Below are 16,343 nucleotides of genomic sequence, written 5' to 3'. Positions count from 1 at the left end.
GGCCAGCGCCACCCCAACCCGCTCCGAAAGCGCGTATACTCGCCCGACGGGGGGGCGGGGCGGCGGGGCGCCTGGGCCGACCCTGCCGCCCTGCGGCTGCGGCTACGGGAGCCGGCGCACCTTCACGGTGTTGTCCGCGCGGGTCCCGGCCCGGCCGTCGGGGCTGGTCTGCTCCCGTACGTACTCCTCCAGGCGCAGGACCTCCCAGGCGCCCTCCGGCAGCTCCAGCTGGGCGAGGACCTCCCCGGGCGTCGGGAAGTGGATCTCCGGGCGCACCTCGTCCTCCTGCTGCCAGGTCGCCCACCCGCCGTGGCCGACGACCAGCAGGGTCCCGCCGGGGGCCACGGCCGACGCGGCGGTCCGCAGGACCCGGGCGCGGGGGAAGTCCCCGTAGTTGTGCAGGAAGCAGGCCGAGACGAGGTCGAACTCCCCGCTGGGGAAGGACTCGGCGAGGTCGTGCCGCTGGAGGTCGACGCGGTCGGCGACGCCCGCCTCGGCGGCGTGCGCGGCGGCCCGCTCCAGCGCCACCTCCGAGATGTCGGTCCCGGTGACCTGCCAGCCCCGGCGGGCCAGCCACACGGCGTCGGCGCCCTCGCCACAGCCGAGGTCGAGGGCGCGGCCGGGGGCGAGGTCGGCGACCTCGCGGACGAGGGCCGTGTTGGGGTTGCCGCTCCAGATGCGGTCGCTCTCGCGGTAGCGGGAGTCCCAGAACTCCTGGTCCCCGGCCGGCGGCTCGGACGGGGTCCCGCCGTGGTGGTGGGAACGGTCGTGGGCGTGCGGGTGCGGATGCGGGTGGTGGTGGGTGTGCTCGGGCACGGGGTCCCTTCCTCTGGTCGGTCGAGGGGTGCCGGACGTGCCCGATGGTGCGCCGCCCGCGCCGGAGGGGCGAAACACCTTTGCCGTTTCGGCAAGCCGCTGCGGAGCCGTGCCCCGCTACGCCCCCGCCGGCTCCCCGTCCGCCGCGGGTTCCGCGATCAGGGCCGTGGCCACCGTGCGGAAGCCCACCCGGGCGTAGACGCGGGCCACCGCCTCGTCCCCGGCCGACAGGAAGACCGTACGGGCGCCCCGCGCGAGGGCGTCCTCGACGAGCGCCGCGGTGACCGCGAGCGCCAGGCCCTGGCGGCGGGCCGACGGCAGGGTGCCGATGCCGGCCACTTCGGCGACGTCGCCGACCGGGTTGTACTGGCCGGAGGCGAGGACCACGCCGTCGCGCACCGCCGCGGCCAGGGCGGTCCGGCCCGAGGTCAGGCGCTCGGCCACGGCTCGGCGGTGGGCCTCGGCGTCCGGGTCGGCCATCGCCACGGCCAGCTCGGCCGGGCCCGTGGCGCCCACCGCCGTCCCCGGGTCCGCGAAGGCCAGCCGCGGCACCGTCACGGCCGCCGTCAGCAGCTCGTCGTCCGCGTCGAGGAGCCGGACCTCGGGATGCGCGGGCAGCCGCGGCGCGGGCGGTTCCAGCACCATCAGCGGATGTGCGTGCACCCGCAGCCCGGCAGCCTCCACCGGGGCCCGCAGCCAGGGGCTGGTTTCGGCCACCCATTCGAAGGCCTGCGGGATGCCCAGCTGCCGTTGCCGGGCCAGGACGCGCTCCACGTCGGCGGTGCCGGCGCCCGTGCTGCCGAGTGCGGGCCGCGCGTAGTACGGCCAGCCCGCACCCTCGCGGACGAAGAGGGTCAGCGGGCCGAAGTCCTCGGCCCGCGCGCCCCCGGCCCGAGGTACGGCGTCGTAGTACTGCTCCAACCGGGACAGGAGTGTCGGTGTCACCCGGCCATCCAAGCAAAGGAGCCCTGCTCAGGCACCTTCTTTGAGGAGCCGGGTGATCAGTTGCCGCTGTGCTTCCGACAGGTCGGGCTCCTGGCAGGTCACCGTCCGCCCGTCGACCGTGATCCGGTACGAGAAGCCGTCCCGGACCCGGTCCGCACCCGGGGAGGCCGCGGCCGGCCGCAGCGCGAGCTGCGCCAGGCCCTGCCACTCCTCCTCGTCCGGCAGGCCCGAGGTGTCCACCTCGGCCCGGCGCTCGATGCCCGCGAAGCCGCCCGTCCGTACCACCTGAATCCGCATGCCCGTCTTCCTACCCCGCAGCCGCCGTCTACCCCAGGCCGACCGCCGCCCACGCCTTCTGCAGCGCTCGGTGCTCCGCGCCGCCGTCCCCGTAGCGGGTCGCGGCGGCGGCCGCGGACAGCCGGGCGAAGTCCTTGAAGTCGGCGTCGGGGGTGAGCTCGCCGCCGGTCAGCGTGTCGTACCAGATCTGCCCGGCGCGCTCCCACGCCTTGCCGCCGAGGTCGGTGGCGACCAGGTAGAAGGCGTGGTTCGGGATGCCGGAGTTGATGTGCACGCCGCCGTTGTCCCGGTTGGTGCGCACGTAGTCGTCCATCGTGGCGGGCTGCGGGTCCTTGCCGAGTTCGTCGTCGTCGTACGCGGTGCCCGGGGCCTTCATCGAGCGCAGCGCGACCCCGCTGACGTCGGGGCCGAGCAGTCCGGCACCGATCAGCCAGTCCGCCTGGTCGGCGGTCTGGTCCAGGGTGTACTGCTTGATCAGCGAGCCGAAGACGTCGGACATCGACTCGTTGAGGGCGCCCGACTGGCCGTAGTACTCCAGGTTCGCCGTGTACTGGGTGACGCCGTGGGCGAGCTCGTGCCCGATGACGTCGACGGCCACGGTGAAGTCGAGGAAGAGGTCCCCGTCGCCGTCGCCGAACACCATCTGCTCGCCGTCCCAGAAGGCGTTGTTGTACTCCTGGCCGTAGTGCACGGACGCGTTCAGGGGCAGGCCGGCGTCGTCGATGGAACGCCGCCCGAAGGCCGTCAGCAGCAGTTCGTACGTGGCCCCCAGCCCGGCGTAGGCGCGGTTGACGGTGGCGTCCTTGGAAACCGGGTCGCCCTCGGCGCGGACCTTCTTCCCGGGCAGCCGGGTGCGGTGCTGGGCGTCGTGGATCGTCCGGCGGGGCCCGTCCGGCACGGGCGCCCCCAGCGCCGGGGGCGTGAATCCGCGGACGGTGGTGATCCGGCGCCGGGTGCGCAGGGGGCCGTCGTGTTCGAGGGTGCGCAGGGCGGCCTCGGCGCGGCGGGCGTTTTGGGACCGGGCGATCCGGTCGAGCAGGTGCGGCGGCACCACGGTGCAGAAGACCGGGTGGCGGGGGGTGCGGCCGTCGGTGTGGGGGTGAACGTGGGAGGCATCCATCCCGGCAATGTGGCAGCGGGTCACACGCCTGTCACTACCTGCAACCATGATTCATCCGGTTGTCTGAAAGCGGCCGGGTGGTGTTGACGGTTCGACCGGGTCTCGGACGGCCTGGGGAGACCTAGCTCACATAAGGGTACAAATCGGACAGGGGGGTCCCGCATACTGGAACGGTCCCTCGCGCCACGGCGCGGCTCGGCTAGGCTCGGCCCATCATGCGTTTCGGGCTGCTTCTGCTTAGCTGCCGCGGCGAGGGTCTGTAGTCGTAGGTCGACCCCCTCCCCGCGGAGTCTGGTGTTGCGGTTTACGACCGCCGTCGGCCGTTCCAGCGATCCCCACGCGGACACCCGAGGAGCCCTACGCCATGAGTCAGCACACCTTCGCCGGTCGCCCCACGCCCATCACGAACGCGACCCACACGCAGCGGCCCTCCGGGATGCCGATCCACAAGTACGGGCAGTACGAGCAGGTAGACCTGCCGGACCGCACCTGGCCGGACGCGCGCGTGACCAAGGCCCCCCGCTGGCTCTCCACCGACCTGCGCGACGGCAACCAGTCGCTGATCGACCCGATGACGCCGGCCCGCAAGCGCGAGATGTTCGACCTGCTGGTGCGCATGGGCTACAAGGAGATCGAGGTCGGCTTCCCGTCCTCCGGCGAGACCGACTACGCCTTCGTGCGCTCCATCATCGAAGAGGGCGCGATCCCGGACGACGTCACCATCTCCGTGCTGACCCAGGCCCGCGAGGACCTGATCGAGCGGACCGTGGAGTCGCTGGTCGGCGCCAAGCGCGCCACCGTCCACCTGTACAACGCGACCGCCCCGACCTTCCGCCGGGTCGTCTTCCGCGGTTCCAAGGAGCAGATCAAGCAGATCGCCGTCGACGGCACCCGCCTGGTCATGGAGTACGCCGAGAAGCTGCTGGGCCCCGAGACCGTCTTCGGCTACCAGTACAGCCCGGAGATCTTCACCGACACCGAGCTGGACTTCGCCCTGGAGGTCTGCGAGGCCGTCTGCGACGTCTGGCAGCCCGGCCCCGGCCGCGAGATCATCCTGAACCTGCCCGCCACCGTGGAGCGCTCGACGCCCTCCACGCACGCGGACCGCTTCGAGTGGATGGCCCGCAACCTGACCCGCCGCGAGCACATCTGCATCTCCGTGCACCCGCACAACGACCGCGGCACCGCCGTCGCCGCCGCCGAGCTGGCCCTGATGGCGGGTGCCGACCGCATCGAAGGCTGCCTGTTCGGGCAGGGCGAGCGCACCGGCAACGTCGACCTGATCACCCTGGGCATGAACCTGTTCTCGCAGGGCATCGACCCGCAGATCGACTTCTCCCAGATCGACGAGATCCGCCGCACCAGCGAGTACTGCAACCAGATGCCGGTCCACCCGCGCCACCCCTATGCGGGCGACCTGGTGTACACCGCCTTCTCCGGCTCCCACCAGGACGCCATCAAGAAGGGCTTCGACGCCATGGAGGCCGACGCGGCCGCCCGGGGCAAGACGGTGGACGAGATCGAGTGGGCCGTGCCGTACCTGCCGATCGACCCCAAGGACGTCGGCCGCTCCTACGAGGCGGTCATCCGCGTCAACTCGCAGTCCGGCAAGGGCGGTGTCGCGTACGTCCTGAAGAACGACCACAAGCTGGACCTGCCGCGCCGCATGCAGATCGAGTTCTCGAAGATCATCCAGGCCATGACCGACGCCGAGGGCGGCGAGGTCACCCCGAAGGCCATCTGGGACATCTTCTCGGACGAGTACCTGCCCAACCCCGAGAACCCGTGGGGGCGCATCCAGCTGCGCGCCGGCTCGACGGCCACCGACAAGGACGGCACGGACACGCTGACCGTCGAGGCGGTCGTGGACGGCGTGGAGACGGTCCTGAACGGCACCGGCAACGGTCCGATCTCGGCCTTCTTCGACGCGCTGGCCGCCATCGGCATCGACGCCCGCCTGCTGGACTACACCGAGCACACGATGAGCGAGGGCGCCTCCGCCGTGGCCGCCTCGTACATCGAGTGCGCGATCGACGGCCGCGTCCTGTGGGGCATCGGCATCGACGCCAACACCACGCGCGCCTCGCTGAAGGCGGTCGTCTCCGCCGTCAACCGCGCCGGCCGCTGACCCGTCGGCCCGGCACGTCCGGCGGCCGGGCCCGCACGACACGCGGTGCCGCCCCGCTCCTCCTCCCGGAGGCGCGGGGCGGCTTCGTCTCCGACCCGGGCAGCCGGCTCAGCGGGCCAGGTAGCCGCCGTCCACCGGGAGCACCACGCCCGTCACGAACGAGGCCGCGTCCGACGCCAGGAACGCGATCACCCCGGCCACTTCGTCCGGCTCCCCGAGCCGCCCCATCGGATGTGCGGCGCAGACCTCCGCGAGGTACTCGGGGCCGCCCGGCTCGTCCGACAGCGCCAGCACCCGCTCCGTCCGGATGGTCCCCGGTGCCACCGCGTTGACGCGGATCCCGTGCGCCGCCCACTCCACCGCGAGGTGCTTGGTCAGCCCCGACGCCACGAACTTCGCCGGCCCGTACGCGGCCTGCCGGGCCTGTCCGGCCACCCCCGAGATCGAGGACACGCAGACCAGCGCACCCCCCGGGTCCGGCTGCGCGGTCATCGCCTCGATCGCGTACTTGCAGGTCAAGAACATGCCGCGGCCGTCCACCGCCATGACCCGGTCCCAGTCCTGCGGACTGGTCTCGCGTACGTCCGACAGGGGGAGCACCCCGGCGTTCGCCACGGCCACGTCCAGCCGCCCGTACGCCTCGACCGCGGCCCGGACCATCGCACGGTTGTCCTCCGGATCGGCGACATCACCGGTCGCGGTGGTGACGCAGAAACCTGCGGCGGCCAGTTCCGTACGCAGGTCCTCCAGCCCGGGGCCATTGATGTCGGCCGCCGTCACCCGGGCGCCGGAGCGGGCCAGCAGCCGGGCGGTGGCCCGACCGATCCCGCTCGCGGCACCCGTGACCAGACAGGATTTGTCGTTCACGCGGCGAGCGTAGGGACAACGGGCGGGCCACCGTGGGAGGCGCAGGGGTGGAGACCGGCCAAGTGCCACCGGCGGGGGAGGTTGTCTTGTCACACGACTGACGCATCCTCACCGATGTGGCTAACATCACGCCAACCCGGCGATGCTGCCCGGGGTCCCGCCCGTGCCCGCGGAGCCACGGGGGAGATACGGAGGTGCGACGTGCTGCCAGTTCGGGGTGGGGACGGCCGGAAGCCGGCGGTCTGGGGCATCCGTACCACGTGGAGCACGGTGGGCGACGGGGAGTTCTTCTGCCCCGGCTGCGGCGGCGACCGCAACTACCGCCGGCGCACCGGCCGTCGCCGGTTCACCGTCCTCGGCGTCCCGCTGCTGCCGCGCGGCGAGGCGGGCCCCGTCGTCGAATGCCAGGGCTGCCGGGAACGCTTCGGCACCGAGGTCCTCGACCAGCTCACCACCACCCGCTTCTCGGCGCTGCTGCGCGACGCCGTCCACACCGTGGCCCTGGCCGTGCTGGCGGCGGGCGGGACCGCCGCGCGCGGCGCGCTCGAGGCCGCCGTGTCGACCGTACGGGCGGCGGGCTTCCAGGACTGCACCCAGGAGCAACTGGAGTCCCTGGTGCAGGCGCTCGCCAGCGAGGAGGGCCGGCTCGGGCTGTACGACGCCCCCGACTGCTGCGGTGCCGCCCTGGCCATCGAGCTGCACGAGGCGCTGGAGCCGCTCGCGCCGCACCTGGCCGGTCCGGGCCGGGACTCGATCCTGCTGCAGGGCGCGCGGATCGCCCTGGCGGACGGCTCGTACACGCCTGCCGAGCGCGAGGTGCTCGCCACGGTCGGCGCGGCGCTGCGGATGGGCTCCGACGAGGTGGCGCGCCTGCTGTCGGCCGTGCGCGCCCCCTGACCGGACCGGTCGTATACGGAGCGCGACCCCCGGCCGGGCCGGGGCGCCCCGGGCGGCGCCGGACGCGGCCGAAACGGCCCCGGGAGAGGTAACGATCCGGCCTCGCCGGACCGAAAACGCAGCGCAGGGCAGGTGAAATCCGGCTGCGCGGCGGCCGCTGATTCCAGTGGATGGACACCCTGGGCTGGCCGTTCTCCCTTGCCGTCCGCGCGCCTGTGAAGTGCATCGCCGCAGGTCGCAGGGATCGGGCTGGGGCTCGTACGGAGGAAGGGGCGGGCCCAGGAGGCCGCGGGCCATATCCCCCTGCGGAGGCGTTGCGCCACTGGCGAAACCCACAGATCGGGCTCCCGCGAGGATCAACAATTTGTGGAAGTCGACGATATCTGTGAGCCCTCCCACAGGCGTTCAATTCCGGACACACGACGAGACGCCGCCGGTAACACGGCGGGGCTTCGATGCACGTGAACGCACTGCCAACCCTGGCGAACCAACGGGATAGCGACCCACTTCGCCCAGGGATAACCAGCTTCCTCTCGTTCACCACTTCCTGAAGGGCAAGGCCGATGGCACGTGTCGCCGCCCGGCTCTCCACCGACGGAGAGCAGAGCACCCACCCGGTCGACGAGGTGCTCCCCGTCCCCCAACTCGCCCTGTACGGCTTCCAGCACGTACTCGCCTTCTACGCCGGAGCGGTGATCGTCCCGATCATCGTCGGCGGCGCACTGAAGCTGAGCCCCGAAGAACTGGTCTACCTGATCAACGCAGACCTGTTCACCTGCGGTATCGCCTCCATCGTCCAGGCGTGGGGCATCGGCCGGATAGGCGCCCGCCTCCCGCTGATCCAGGGCGTCACCTTCACGGCCGTCTCCCCGATGATCGCCATCGGCCTCGGAGCCGGCGGGGGCACCGCTGCCCTCCTGGTGATCTACGGAGCCGTCATCACGGCCGGCATCGCCACCTTCGCCTTCGCCTGGCTGCCCGCCAAGGCCTTCCGGGCGGTCATGCGGCTGTTCCCGCCGGTCGTCACCGGCACCGTGATCACGGTCCTCGGCATCGTGCTGCTGCCGGTCGGCCTCAACGACGCGGCGGGCGGCCTCGGCAGCCCGGACTTCGGCGACCCCGAGCACTTCGCCTACGCCGGCGGCACCATGCTCTTCATCCTGGTGCTGATGAAGCTGGGCAGGCCGTTCCTGTCCTCGATCGCCATCCTGCTCGGCCTGGTCGGCGGAACGGCCGTCGCCTTCCTGCTGGGGGACGCGAAGTTCGGCAGCGTCTCCGACGCGGACTGGATCGGCATCACGACCCCCTTCCACTTCGGGGCGCCGCAGTTCGAGTGGTTCCCGATCGTCCTCATGCTCATCGTCATGCTGATCACCATGGTCGAGACGACCGGCGACACCTACGCCGTCGGCGACATCGTCGGCAAGGAGGTCGACAGCGAGACCGTGGCCCGGGCCCTGCGGGCCGACGGCGCCGCCACCGCCCTCGGCGGCGTGCTCAACTCCTTCCCGTACGTGGCCTTCGCCGAGAACGTCGGGCTCGTACGGATGACCAAGGTCAAGAGCCGCTTCGTGGTCGTCGCGGCCGGCATCTTCATGATCATCCTCGGTCTGTTGCCGAAGGCCGCCGCGATCGTCGCCTCCGTCCCGCACGGCGTCCTCGGTGGAGCCGCGACCGTCATGTTCGCCATGGTCGCCCTGGCGGGCATCCAGACCCTCGCCAAGGTCGACCTCAAGGAGGAGAAGAACGCGCTGGTCGTGGGCGTCTCCCTGGCCTTGGCCCTGCTCCCGGCCACCGTCCCGGTCCTCTTCAAGGAGCACATGGACCCGGACCTCTCCTCGCTGCTCAACAGTGGCGTGACGCTCGGCGCCACGGCCGCGATCGTGCTCAACCTGGTCTTCAACGGCCCGGCCGAGGACGACGCGCACACCACCGCTCCTCCGGCGGAACTGCCCGCACAGGCGAGCGTCGCCCCGGCCGCCCGGCCCTCCGACCCCGCGGACGCGACCGTCGGACCGAAGACCGCGCCGAAGACCGCGCCGAAGACCGCGCCGAAGACCGAGCCGGAAGCCGAGCCGGAAGCCGAGGGCGCGCCCACGCCCGCCCCCTGACCCTCCCGAGGGGCGACGGCCCCCGTCCGGACCGGTGTCCGGGCGGGGGCCCGCCGCTTCCCCCGCACAGGCGACAATGGGCGCATGAGTCTGTTCCGCGACGACGGCATCGTGCTGCGCACCCAGAAGCTCGGGGAGGCGGACCGCATCATCACGCTGCTGACCCGCGGCCACGGACGGGTGCGGGCCGTCGCCCGCGGGGTGCGGCGCACGAAGTCGAAGTTCGGCGCCGGGCTGGAACCTTTCTCCCATGCCGACGTGCAGTTCTTCGCCCGCGGCAGCGAACTCATCGGCCGCAGCCTGCCGCTGTGCACCCAGACCGAGATCATCGCCCCGTACGGCAACGGCATCGTCACCGACTACGCCCGCTACACCGCCGGCACCGTGATGCTGGAGACCGCCGAGCGGTTCACCGAGAACGAGGGCGAACCCGCCGTCCAGCAGTACCTGCTGCTCATCGGGGCCCTGCGCACGCTCTCCCGCGGCGAGCACGCCCCGAACCTGATCCTGGACGCCTTCCTGCTGCGCTCGCTCGCAGTCAACGGCTACGCGCCCAGCTTCGACGACTGCGCGAAGTGCGGCATCCACGGCCCCAACCGGCACTTCTCGGTCTCCGCGGGCGGAGTCGTCTGCGGCGACTGCCGGGTGGCCGGCAGCGTCGTACCATCTGCTGAGGCCATCGGGCTGCTCAGCGCCCTGCTGACGGGGGACTGGGCGACCGCCGACGCGGCGGAGCCGCGGTACGTGCGCGAGGGGAGCGGACTCGTCTCCGCCTATCTGCACTGGCATCTGGAGCGCGGGCTGCGCTCCTTGCGTTACGTAGAGAAGTAACCGAGATCGGAGACCACAGCGCCATGGCAGTACGCGGATTCCTGGGACGCTCCCGCCGCGAGTACCGGCTTCCCGAGCCGCACCCCACCGGTGCCCGGCCGCCGAAGATCCCCGGCGATCTGGTCCCGGAGCACATCGCCATCGTGATGGACGGCAACGGCCGCTGGGCCAAGGAGCGCGGCCTGCCGCGCACCGAGGGCCACAAGGTGGGCGCCGAGCGGGTCCTCGACGTCCTCCAGGGCGCGATCGAGATGGGCGTCGGCAACATCTCCCTCTACGCGTTCTCCACAGAGAACTGGAAGCGCTCGCCCGACGAGGTGCGCTTCCTGATGAACTTCAACCGCGACTTCATCCGCAAGACCCGCGACCAGCTCGACGAGCTCGGCATCCGGGTGCGCTGGGTCGGCCGCATGCCCAAGCTGTGGAAGTCGGTGGCCAAGGAGCTCCAGATCGCGCAGGAGCAGACCAAGGGCAACGACAAGCTGACCCTGTACTTCTGCATGAACTACGGCGGCCGCGCCGAGATCGCCGACGCCGCCCAGGCCCTCGCCGAGGACGTGAAGGCGGGCCGGCTGGACCCGTCGAAGGTCAACGAGAAGACCCTCGCGAAGTACCTGTACTACCCGGACATGCCGGACGTGGACCTGTTCCTGCGCCCCAGCGGCGAGCAGCGCACCTCCAACTACCTGATCTGGCAGAGCGCGTACGCCGAGATGGTCTTCCAGGACGTGCTGTGGCCCGACTTCGACCGCCGCCACCTGTGGCAGGCCTGCCTGGAGTACGCCCAGCGCGACCGCCGCTTCGGCGGCGCCGTCCCGAACCAGGTCGAACCGCCCACCTCCGCCGTCTGACCGCGCCCCTGCTCCCGCGCCGCCGCCGGCGCGGGAGCGGACCGCCAGCGGTAGGCTCGGCTGCCATGAACATGCACAAAACCGGGCAGCCGGGTGAGCCCGTGCCCGCGGACGCGGCCGTCGAGCTCGTCTACGAGGTCACCACGGTCGACCTGGCGCAGGCCATCCGCGTCCGGAACACGGCCACGCCCGCGCTGCGCCGGCAGCGGTGGCTCGTGCCCCTCATCGGGGTCCTGCTGCTCGTCCTGGGCGGCGCCGCGCTCGCGGTCGGGCGGCCGGGGGTCAAGAGCCTGGCCATGCTCGCGGGCGGGCTGGCGCTGTGCGGGCTCGTGCTGTTCGGGCCGCGGCTCCAGGCACGCTCTTTCGCCGGGCTGCTCGCGAAGGCGGGCGAGACCCGGACCCGCGTCGACGGGACCGGGATCCTGGTGGCGACGGCGCGCTCCTCGACCCGGCTGGAGTGGGGCGCGCAGCCCGTGTACGCGGAGACCGCCGACACCTTCGTCCTGCTGGACGTGGCGAAGGGGGCCGCGGCCATGACGGTGATCCCCAAGCGCGGTGTCCGGGAGCCCGGGGACCTGGACCGGCTGCGGGCGCTCCTGGACGGCCATCTGCGCCGTCTCTAGCCCCTCGGGCGGGCCCGGGGGGGATCAGGAGGCGGCAGCGGCCGCGCAGTCGGCGCAGGTGCCGAAGATCTCCACCGTGTGGGCGACGTTCACGAAGCCGTGCTCGGCCGCGATGGACTCCGCCCACTTCTCCACGGCCGGGCCCTCGACCTCGACGGCCTTGCCGCAGCTGCGGCAGACCAGGTGGTGGTGGTGGTCCCCGGTGGAGCAGCGCCGGTAGACGGACTCGCCGTCGCTGGTCCGCAGCACGTCGACCTCGCCGGCGTCGGCGAGGGACTGCAGGGTCCGGTAGACCGTGGTCAGGCCCACGGAGTCACCGCGGTGCTTGAGCATGTCGTGCAGCTCCTGGGCGCTGCGGAACTCGTCCACCTCGTCCAGTGCCGCAGCGACGGCTGCCCGCTGCCGGGTGGACCGTCCTCGTACTGGCGCGGTATTCGTCTCGCCAGGAGCAGTCGCCACCGGTTCCTCCTCGTATCGGCCTGGGCCCATTGTGCCAGGCGCGCCGGAGCCCCAAGCGACCTCGGGCAGGCCCTTAGACCCTTACGTCGTCCTGTGCGCCGTCCCGCGGGCAGAGCTGCCCGTCCGACGCCGCGGCCGCCGCTGCCCGGGCCCGGCGGCGGGCCAGCGGGGCGGACAGGGCCGTCATGGCGACGAACACGGCGATGGCGAGCAGCACGATCGTGGCGCCGGAGGGCGCGTCGATCCAGTACGTCGCGGCGGTGCCGGTGAGCGAAACGGTCACGCTGATCGCGATGGCCAGGCCCAGCGTGGCGGCGAAGCCGCGGGTCATCCGCTGCGCCGCGGCGACCGGGATCACCATCATGGCGCTGACCAGCAGCAGGCCGACGATCCGCATGGCGACGGTGACGGTGACCGCCGCGGTGACGGCGATCAGCAGGTTCAGCGCCCGCACCGGCAGCCCGGTGACGCGCGCGAACTCCTCGTCCTGGCAGACGGCGAACAGCTGCCTGCGCAGGCCGATCGTGACGGCGACGACGAACGCGGCCAGGACCACCATCGCGGTGACGTCGGCGGTCGAGACGGTGGTGATCGAGCCGAACATGGCGCTGATCAGGTTGGTGGTGGAGCCGCCGGGCGCCATGTTGATGATCAGGACGCCGCCGGCCAGGCCGCCGTAGAAGAGCATGGCGAGCGCGACGTCGCCGCTGGTCTTGCCGCGGGAGCGGATGAGCTCCATGCCGATGGCGCCGAGGACGGCGACCAGGGTGGCCATCCACACCGGGCTGGCCTGGAAGAAGAACCCGAGGGCGACACCGGTCATCGCCACGTGGCCGAGGCCGTCGCCCATGACGGCCTGCCGCCGCTGGACCAGGTAGGTGCCGATGGCGGGCGCGGTGATGCCGACCAGGGCGGCCGCGATCAGGGCCCGCTGCATGAAGGGGAAGTCGAGGAGTTCCATCAGCTCAGCAGTCCCGTCCGGAGCGGCTCGGCGTCGTGCGCCGCGTGGGGGTGTACGTGGTCGTGGCCGGGCAGCGCGTGCTGTCCCACGGCCTCCGGCGGGGCTCCGTCGTGGACGACGCACCCGTCGCGGAGGACGACGGCCCGGTCGATCAGCGGCTCCAGCGGGCCGAGCTCGTGCAGCACGAGGAGGACCGTGGAACCGGCGGCGACCTGCTGCCGCAGGGCACTGGCCAGGACCTCCTGGTTGTCGAGGTCCACGCCGGCCATCGGCTCGTCCATGATCAGGAGTTCGGGCTCGACCGCGAGCGCGCGGGCGATCAGCACCCGCTGGTGCTGGCCGCCGGAGAGGGCGCCCACCGAGGCGGACGCGTACGGGAGCATGTCGACCAGGTCGAGGGCGCGGTCCACGGCGGCCCGGTCGGCGGCCCGCGGGAAGCCGAACCGGCGGCGGGCCAGCCGCCCGGAGGAGACCACCTCGCGGACGGTGGCGGGGACGCCGCTGGCCGCGGTGGTGCGCTGCGGTACGTAGCCGACCCGGGACCAGTCGCGGAAGCGCCGGAACTCGGTGCCGAACAGGGAGAGTTCGCCGGAGGTCAGCGGGACCTGACCGACGACGGCGCGCACGGCGGTGGACTTGCCGGAGCCGTTGGCGCCGAGCAGGGCGACGACCTCACCGCGGTGCACGGTGAGGTCGACGCCGCGCAGGACGGGGCGGGAGCCGAGCGAGGCGGTGGCGCCGCGCAGGGAGATGACGGGGGTGTCCGCTTCCGCGGCTGCCGGCGTGGGATCCATGGCTCGCGCCTCCGTAACTGCGATCACTTGGTTCCGAGCGCCTTCTGGAGGTTCTTCAGGTTGGACCGCATGACCTCGAAGTAGTCGGCGCCCTGGGACGTGTCGGTGATGCCCTCGAGGGGGTCGAGGACATCGGTCTTCAGGCCGGTGTCCCGGGCGAGGGTCTTGGCCGTCTTGTCGCTGGCCAGGGTCTCGAAGAACACGGTGGAGACATTCTCCTTCTTCGCGAGCTCCTGGAGTTCCTTCATCCGGGCGGGGCTCGGCTCGGACTCGGGGTCGACGCCGGAGATGCCCTCCTGGTCGAGGCCGTAGCGCTCGGCGAGGTAGCCGAAGGCGGCGTGGGCGGTGATGAAGGTCCGGGACGCGGTGTTCTTCAGGCCGTCCTTGAACTCCGTGTCCAGCGCGGTGAGTTTGCCGACCAGCTCGTCGGTGTTCTTCCGGTAGTCCGCAGCGTGTTCGGGGTCGGCCTTCTCCAGGGCCGCGCCGACGCCCTTGGCGACCTCGGCGTACTTCGCCGGGTCGAGCCACAGGTGCGGGTCGCCGCCCGCTTCGCCGTGCGCGTGGTCGTGCTCCTGCTCGCCGGCGTGGGCCCCTTCGCCCTCGTGGGCGTGGTCGTGGCCGGCGGAGTCGTGGGCCTCCAGCTCGGTGAGGGAGGCGGCGTCGACGACGTTCTTCACGCCGGACTGGGCGACGGCCTTGTCGACGGTGGGCTGGAGGCCCTTGAGGTAGACGACCACGTCGGACTCGCCGAGCCGGCCGGTCTGCTGCGGGGTGATCTCCAGGTCGTGCGGCTCGACGCCCGGCTTGGTCAGGGAGGTGACGGTCACGTGGTCCTTGCCGATCTGCTCGGCGAGGAACTGCATCGGGTAGAACGACGCCGTCACGGCGAGCTTGCCGTCCTTGCCGTTGCCTGAGGCGGCCGCCCCGGAGCAGGCGGTGAGGGCCGTGGCGGCGAGGGCGACGGCCCCGGCAAGGGCGGCGGTGGGTATGAGGCGTCGTACGTTCATGACATCCATTTTCATCAAAGATGGAAACCGTTGTCAAAAACCCCTGGTGATGGAGGGCGGGCGGACCGCGAAAGGGATACCGATTTGAAAGGGAGGGTGCGGACGCCGCTACCCTGAGGCATTCGCGTTCGTCCTCGTCATGAAGAGAGCACCGTGGCCGCCGACAAGATCGAAACCATCGTCAGCCTGAGCAAGCGCCGTGGCTTCGTTTACCCGTGCAGTGAGATCTACGGTGGCTCCAGGGCTGCCTGGGACTACGGTCCGCTTGGTGTTGAGCTCAAGGAGAACATCAAGCGCCAGTGGTGGAAGGCGATGGTCACCGGCCGTGAGGACATCGTCGGCCTCGACTCCTCCGTGATCCTGGCCCCCGAGGTGTGGGTGGCCTCGGGCCACGTCGCCACCTTCTCGGACCCGCTGACCGAGTGCACCTCCTGCCACAAGCGTCACCGCGCCGACCACCTGGAAGAGGCGTACGAGGCCAAGCACGGCCGCCTCCCCGAGAACGGCCTGGCCGACATCAACTGCCCCAACTGTGGTGTGAAGGGCCAGTTCACCGAGCCGAAGCAGTTCTCCGGCATGCTGGAGACCCACCTCGGCCCGACCCAGGACACCGGCTCCAAGGCGTACCTGCGCCCCGAGACCGCCCAGGGCATCTTCACCAACTTCGCCCTCGTGCAGACCTCCTCGCGCAAGAAGCCGCCGTTCGGCATCGCGCAGATGGGCAAGTCCTTCCGCAACGAGATCACGCCCGGCAACTTCATCTTCCGCACCCGCGAGTTCGAGCAGATGGAGATGGAGTTCTTCGTCAAGCCGGGCGAGGACGACCAGTGGCAGGAGTACTGGATGCAGGAGCGGTGGAACTGGTACCGCGACCTGGGCATCCGTGAGGAGAACATCCGCTGGTACGACCACCCGAAGGAGAAGCTCTCCCACTACTCGAAGCGCACCGCCGACATCGAGTACCGCTTCAACTTCGGCGGCAGCGAGTTCTCCGAGCTGGAGGGCATCGCCAACCGCACCGACTACGACCTCAAGGCCCACTCCGCGGCTTCCGGTCAGGACCTCACCTTCTTCGACCAGGAGGCCGGTGAGCGCTACACCCCGTACGTCATCGAGCCGGCGGCCGGCGTCAACCGCGCCATGCTCGCCTTCATGCTCGACGCGTACAACGAGGACGAGGCCCCGAACGCCAAGGGCGTCATGGAGAAGCGCACCGTGATGCGCCTCGACCCGCGCCTGGCCCCGATCAAGGTCGCCGTCCTGCCGCTGTCCCGCAACGCGCAGCTGTCGCCGAAGGCCAAGGGCCTCGCCGCCGACCTGCGCAAGCACTGGAACATCGAGTTCGACGACGCGGGCGCCATCGGCCGCCGCTACCGCCGCCAGGACGAGATCGGTACGCCGTTCTGCATCACCGTCGACTTCGACACCCTGGACGACAACGCGGTGACCGTGCGCGAGCGCGACACCATGAAGCAGGAGCGCGTCTCCCTGGACCAGATCCAGGCCTACCTCGGCAGCCGCCTGCTCGGCTGCTAGGTCCCGCTGGAACGGCCGGGGGGGGGGGGCGCGGGGGGGGGGGGGCCGACCCACCGCGAAACCGCCGAGGATGGGAGACGAGGGAGGGGGAGAAAGACAA

16 protein-coding genes are annotated in these 16,343 nt (G+C 71.5%); 7 read left to right on the top strand and 9 right to left on the bottom strand.

Going from position 1 to position 16,343, the window contains the following annotated elements; genetic code table 11:
- Positions 1-102: 102 nt before the first annotated feature.
- The 4 genes from ACFVGY_RS31205 to ACFVGY_RS31190 all read right to left on the bottom strand — a co-directional run bounded on the left by ACFVGY_RS31205 (position 103) and on the right by ACFVGY_RS31190 (position 3,178).
- A complete protein-coding gene (locus tag ACFVGY_RS31205) occupies positions 103-816 on the bottom strand; it encodes a class I SAM-dependent methyltransferase (protein WP_385683696.1) in 714 nt (237 codons plus the stop codon).
- 117 nt (positions 817-933) lie between these two features.
- Positions 934-1,761 carry a GNAT family N-acetyltransferase gene (locus ACFVGY_RS31200; protein ID WP_385683693.1) on the bottom strand — a complete coding sequence of 276 codons (828 nt, stop codon included), beginning with the start codon at positions 1,759-1,761 and terminating at the stop codon, positions 934-936.
- 27 nt (positions 1,762-1,788) lie between these two features.
- On the bottom strand, positions 1,789-2,058 hold the full coding sequence (locus tag ACFVGY_RS31195; RefSeq protein ID WP_385683690.1) for a protealysin inhibitor emfourin: 270 nt from the start codon (positions 2,056-2,058) through the stop codon (positions 1,789-1,791).
- Between the two features lie 28 nt (positions 2,059-2,086).
- The gene (locus ACFVGY_RS31190; RefSeq protein ID WP_385683687.1) at positions 2,087-3,178 is read right to left on the bottom strand and encodes a M4 family metallopeptidase; all 1,092 of its coding nucleotides are present in this window, start codon (positions 3,176-3,178) and stop codon (positions 2,087-2,089) included.
- Between the two features lie 364 nt (positions 3,179-3,542).
- Between ACFVGY_RS31190 and leuA the strand changes: the two genes are divergently transcribed.
- On the top strand, positions 3,543-5,306 hold the full coding sequence (gene leuA, locus ACFVGY_RS31185) for a 2-isopropylmalate synthase (protein ID WP_385683684.1): 1,764 nt from the start codon (positions 3,543-3,545) through the stop codon (positions 5,304-5,306).
- A 108-nt stretch (positions 5,307-5,414) separates the two neighbouring features.
- On the opposite strand, the gene ACFVGY_RS31180 is transcribed toward leuA, so the two are convergent.
- On the bottom strand, positions 5,415-6,173 hold the full coding sequence (locus tag ACFVGY_RS31180) for an SDR family NAD(P)-dependent oxidoreductase (RefSeq protein WP_385683681.1): 759 nt from the start codon (positions 6,171-6,173) through the stop codon (positions 5,415-5,417).
- 201 nt (positions 6,174-6,374) lie between these two features.
- Here ACFVGY_RS31180 and ACFVGY_RS31175 point away from each other — a divergent pair, with 201 nt between their 5' ends.
- From ACFVGY_RS31175 to ACFVGY_RS31155, 5 genes are all read left to right on the top strand, one after another.
- Positions 6,375-7,070 carry a TerB family tellurite resistance protein gene (locus ACFVGY_RS31175; RefSeq protein ID WP_385683678.1) on the top strand — a complete coding sequence of 232 codons (696 nt, stop codon included), beginning with the start codon at positions 6,375-6,377 and terminating at the stop codon, positions 7,068-7,070.
- A gap of 563 nt (positions 7,071-7,633) precedes the next feature.
- Entirely contained in the window at positions 7,634-9,181 is a 1,548-nt protein-coding gene (locus ACFVGY_RS31170; RefSeq protein ID WP_385683676.1) for a solute carrier family 23 protein, read from the top strand.
- Positions 9,182-9,265: 84 nt separating this feature from the next.
- Positions 9,266-10,012 (top strand): DNA repair protein RecO, encoded by a 747-nt coding sequence (gene recO, locus ACFVGY_RS31165; protein ID WP_385683673.1) that lies wholly within the window; start codon positions 9,266-9,268, stop codon positions 10,010-10,012.
- Between the two features lie 23 nt (positions 10,013-10,035).
- A complete protein-coding gene (locus tag ACFVGY_RS31160) occupies positions 10,036-10,863 on the top strand; it encodes an isoprenyl transferase (protein WP_385683670.1) in 828 nt (275 codons plus the stop codon).
- A gap of 65 nt (positions 10,864-10,928) precedes the next feature.
- Positions 10,929-11,486 (top strand): YcxB family protein, encoded by a 558-nt coding sequence (locus ACFVGY_RS31155; protein ID WP_385683667.1) that lies wholly within the window; start codon positions 10,929-10,931, stop codon positions 11,484-11,486.
- A 24-nt stretch (positions 11,487-11,510) separates the two neighbouring features.
- Here the strand turns inward: ACFVGY_RS31155 and ACFVGY_RS31150 are convergent, their stop codons facing one another.
- From ACFVGY_RS31150 to ACFVGY_RS31135, 4 genes are all read right to left on the bottom strand, one after another.
- Complete coding sequence (locus ACFVGY_RS31150) at positions 11,511-11,945, bottom strand: Fur family transcriptional regulator (protein ID WP_385683664.1); 435 nt, start codon at positions 11,943-11,945, stop codon at positions 11,511-11,513.
- Between the two features lie 73 nt (positions 11,946-12,018).
- Positions 12,019-12,906 carry a metal ABC transporter permease gene (locus ACFVGY_RS31145; RefSeq protein ID WP_385683662.1) on the bottom strand — a complete coding sequence of 296 codons (888 nt, stop codon included), beginning with the start codon at positions 12,904-12,906 and terminating at the stop codon, positions 12,019-12,021.
- The gene (locus tag ACFVGY_RS31140) at positions 12,906-13,700 is read right to left on the bottom strand and encodes a metal ABC transporter ATP-binding protein (RefSeq protein WP_385683659.1); all 795 of its coding nucleotides are present in this window, start codon (positions 13,698-13,700) and stop codon (positions 12,906-12,908) included. The genes ACFVGY_RS31145 and ACFVGY_RS31140 overlap by 1 nt, the downstream gene beginning before the upstream one ends.
- A 23-nt stretch (positions 13,701-13,723) precedes the next feature.
- The gene (locus tag ACFVGY_RS31135; RefSeq protein WP_385683656.1) at positions 13,724-14,707 is read right to left on the bottom strand and encodes a metal ABC transporter substrate-binding protein; all 984 of its coding nucleotides are present in this window, start codon (positions 14,705-14,707) and stop codon (positions 13,724-13,726) included.
- A gap of 153 nt (positions 14,708-14,860) precedes the next feature.
- Here ACFVGY_RS31135 and ACFVGY_RS31130 point away from each other — a divergent pair, with 153 nt between their 5' ends.
- The gene (locus ACFVGY_RS31130; protein ID WP_385683653.1) at positions 14,861-16,243 is read left to right on the top strand and encodes a glycine--tRNA ligase; all 1,383 of its coding nucleotides are present in this window, start codon (positions 14,861-14,863) and stop codon (positions 16,241-16,243) included.
- The last annotated feature ends 100 nt before the right edge of the window (positions 16,244-16,343 follow it).

The organism is Streptomyces sp. NPDC127106 (assembly GCF_042677605.1).
Lineage (GTDB): Bacteria > Actinomycetota > Actinomycetes > Streptomycetales > Streptomycetaceae > Streptomyces.
The sequence above is the reverse complement of the archived record's forward strand: the minus strand, read 5'-3'. Positions and strand labels throughout refer to the sequence as shown.

What these genes read in the sequence shown, in the direction of transcription:
- ACFVGY_RS31155 (WP_385683667.1), top strand. Translation starts at nt 10,929, where the DNA reads ATGAACATGCACAAAACCGGGCAGCCGGGTGAGCCCGTGCCCGCGGAC.
- ACFVGY_RS31190 (WP_385683687.1), bottom strand. Translation starts at nt 3,178, where the DNA reads ATGGATGCCTCCCACGTTCACCCCCACACCGACGGCCGCACCCCCCGC.
- ACFVGY_RS31170 (WP_385683676.1), top strand. Translation starts at nt 7,634, where the DNA reads ATGGCACGTGTCGCCGCCCGGCTCTCCACCGACGGAGAGCAGAGCACC.
- ACFVGY_RS31135 (WP_385683656.1), bottom strand. Translation starts at nt 14,707, where the DNA reads ATGAACGTACGACGCCTCATACCCACCGCCGCCCTTGCCGGGGCCGTC.
- ACFVGY_RS31145 (WP_385683662.1), bottom strand. Translation starts at nt 12,906, where the DNA reads ATGGAACTCCTCGACTTCCCCTTCATGCAGCGGGCCCTGATCGCGGCC.
- ACFVGY_RS31140 (WP_385683659.1), bottom strand. Translation starts at nt 13,700, where the DNA reads ATGGATCCCACGCCGGCAGCCGCGGAAGCGGACACCCCCGTCATCTCC.
- leuA (WP_385683684.1), top strand. Translation starts at nt 3,543, where the DNA reads ATGAGTCAGCACACCTTCGCCGGTCGCCCCACGCCCATCACGAACGCG.
- recO (WP_385683673.1), top strand. Translation starts at nt 9,266, where the DNA reads ATGAGTCTGTTCCGCGACGACGGCATCGTGCTGCGCACCCAGAAGCTC.
- ACFVGY_RS31160 (WP_385683670.1), top strand. Translation starts at nt 10,036, where the DNA reads ATGGCAGTACGCGGATTCCTGGGACGCTCCCGCCGCGAGTACCGGCTT.
- ACFVGY_RS31195 (WP_385683690.1), bottom strand. Translation starts at nt 2,058, where the DNA reads ATGCGGATTCAGGTGGTACGGACGGGCGGCTTCGCGGGCATCGAGCGC.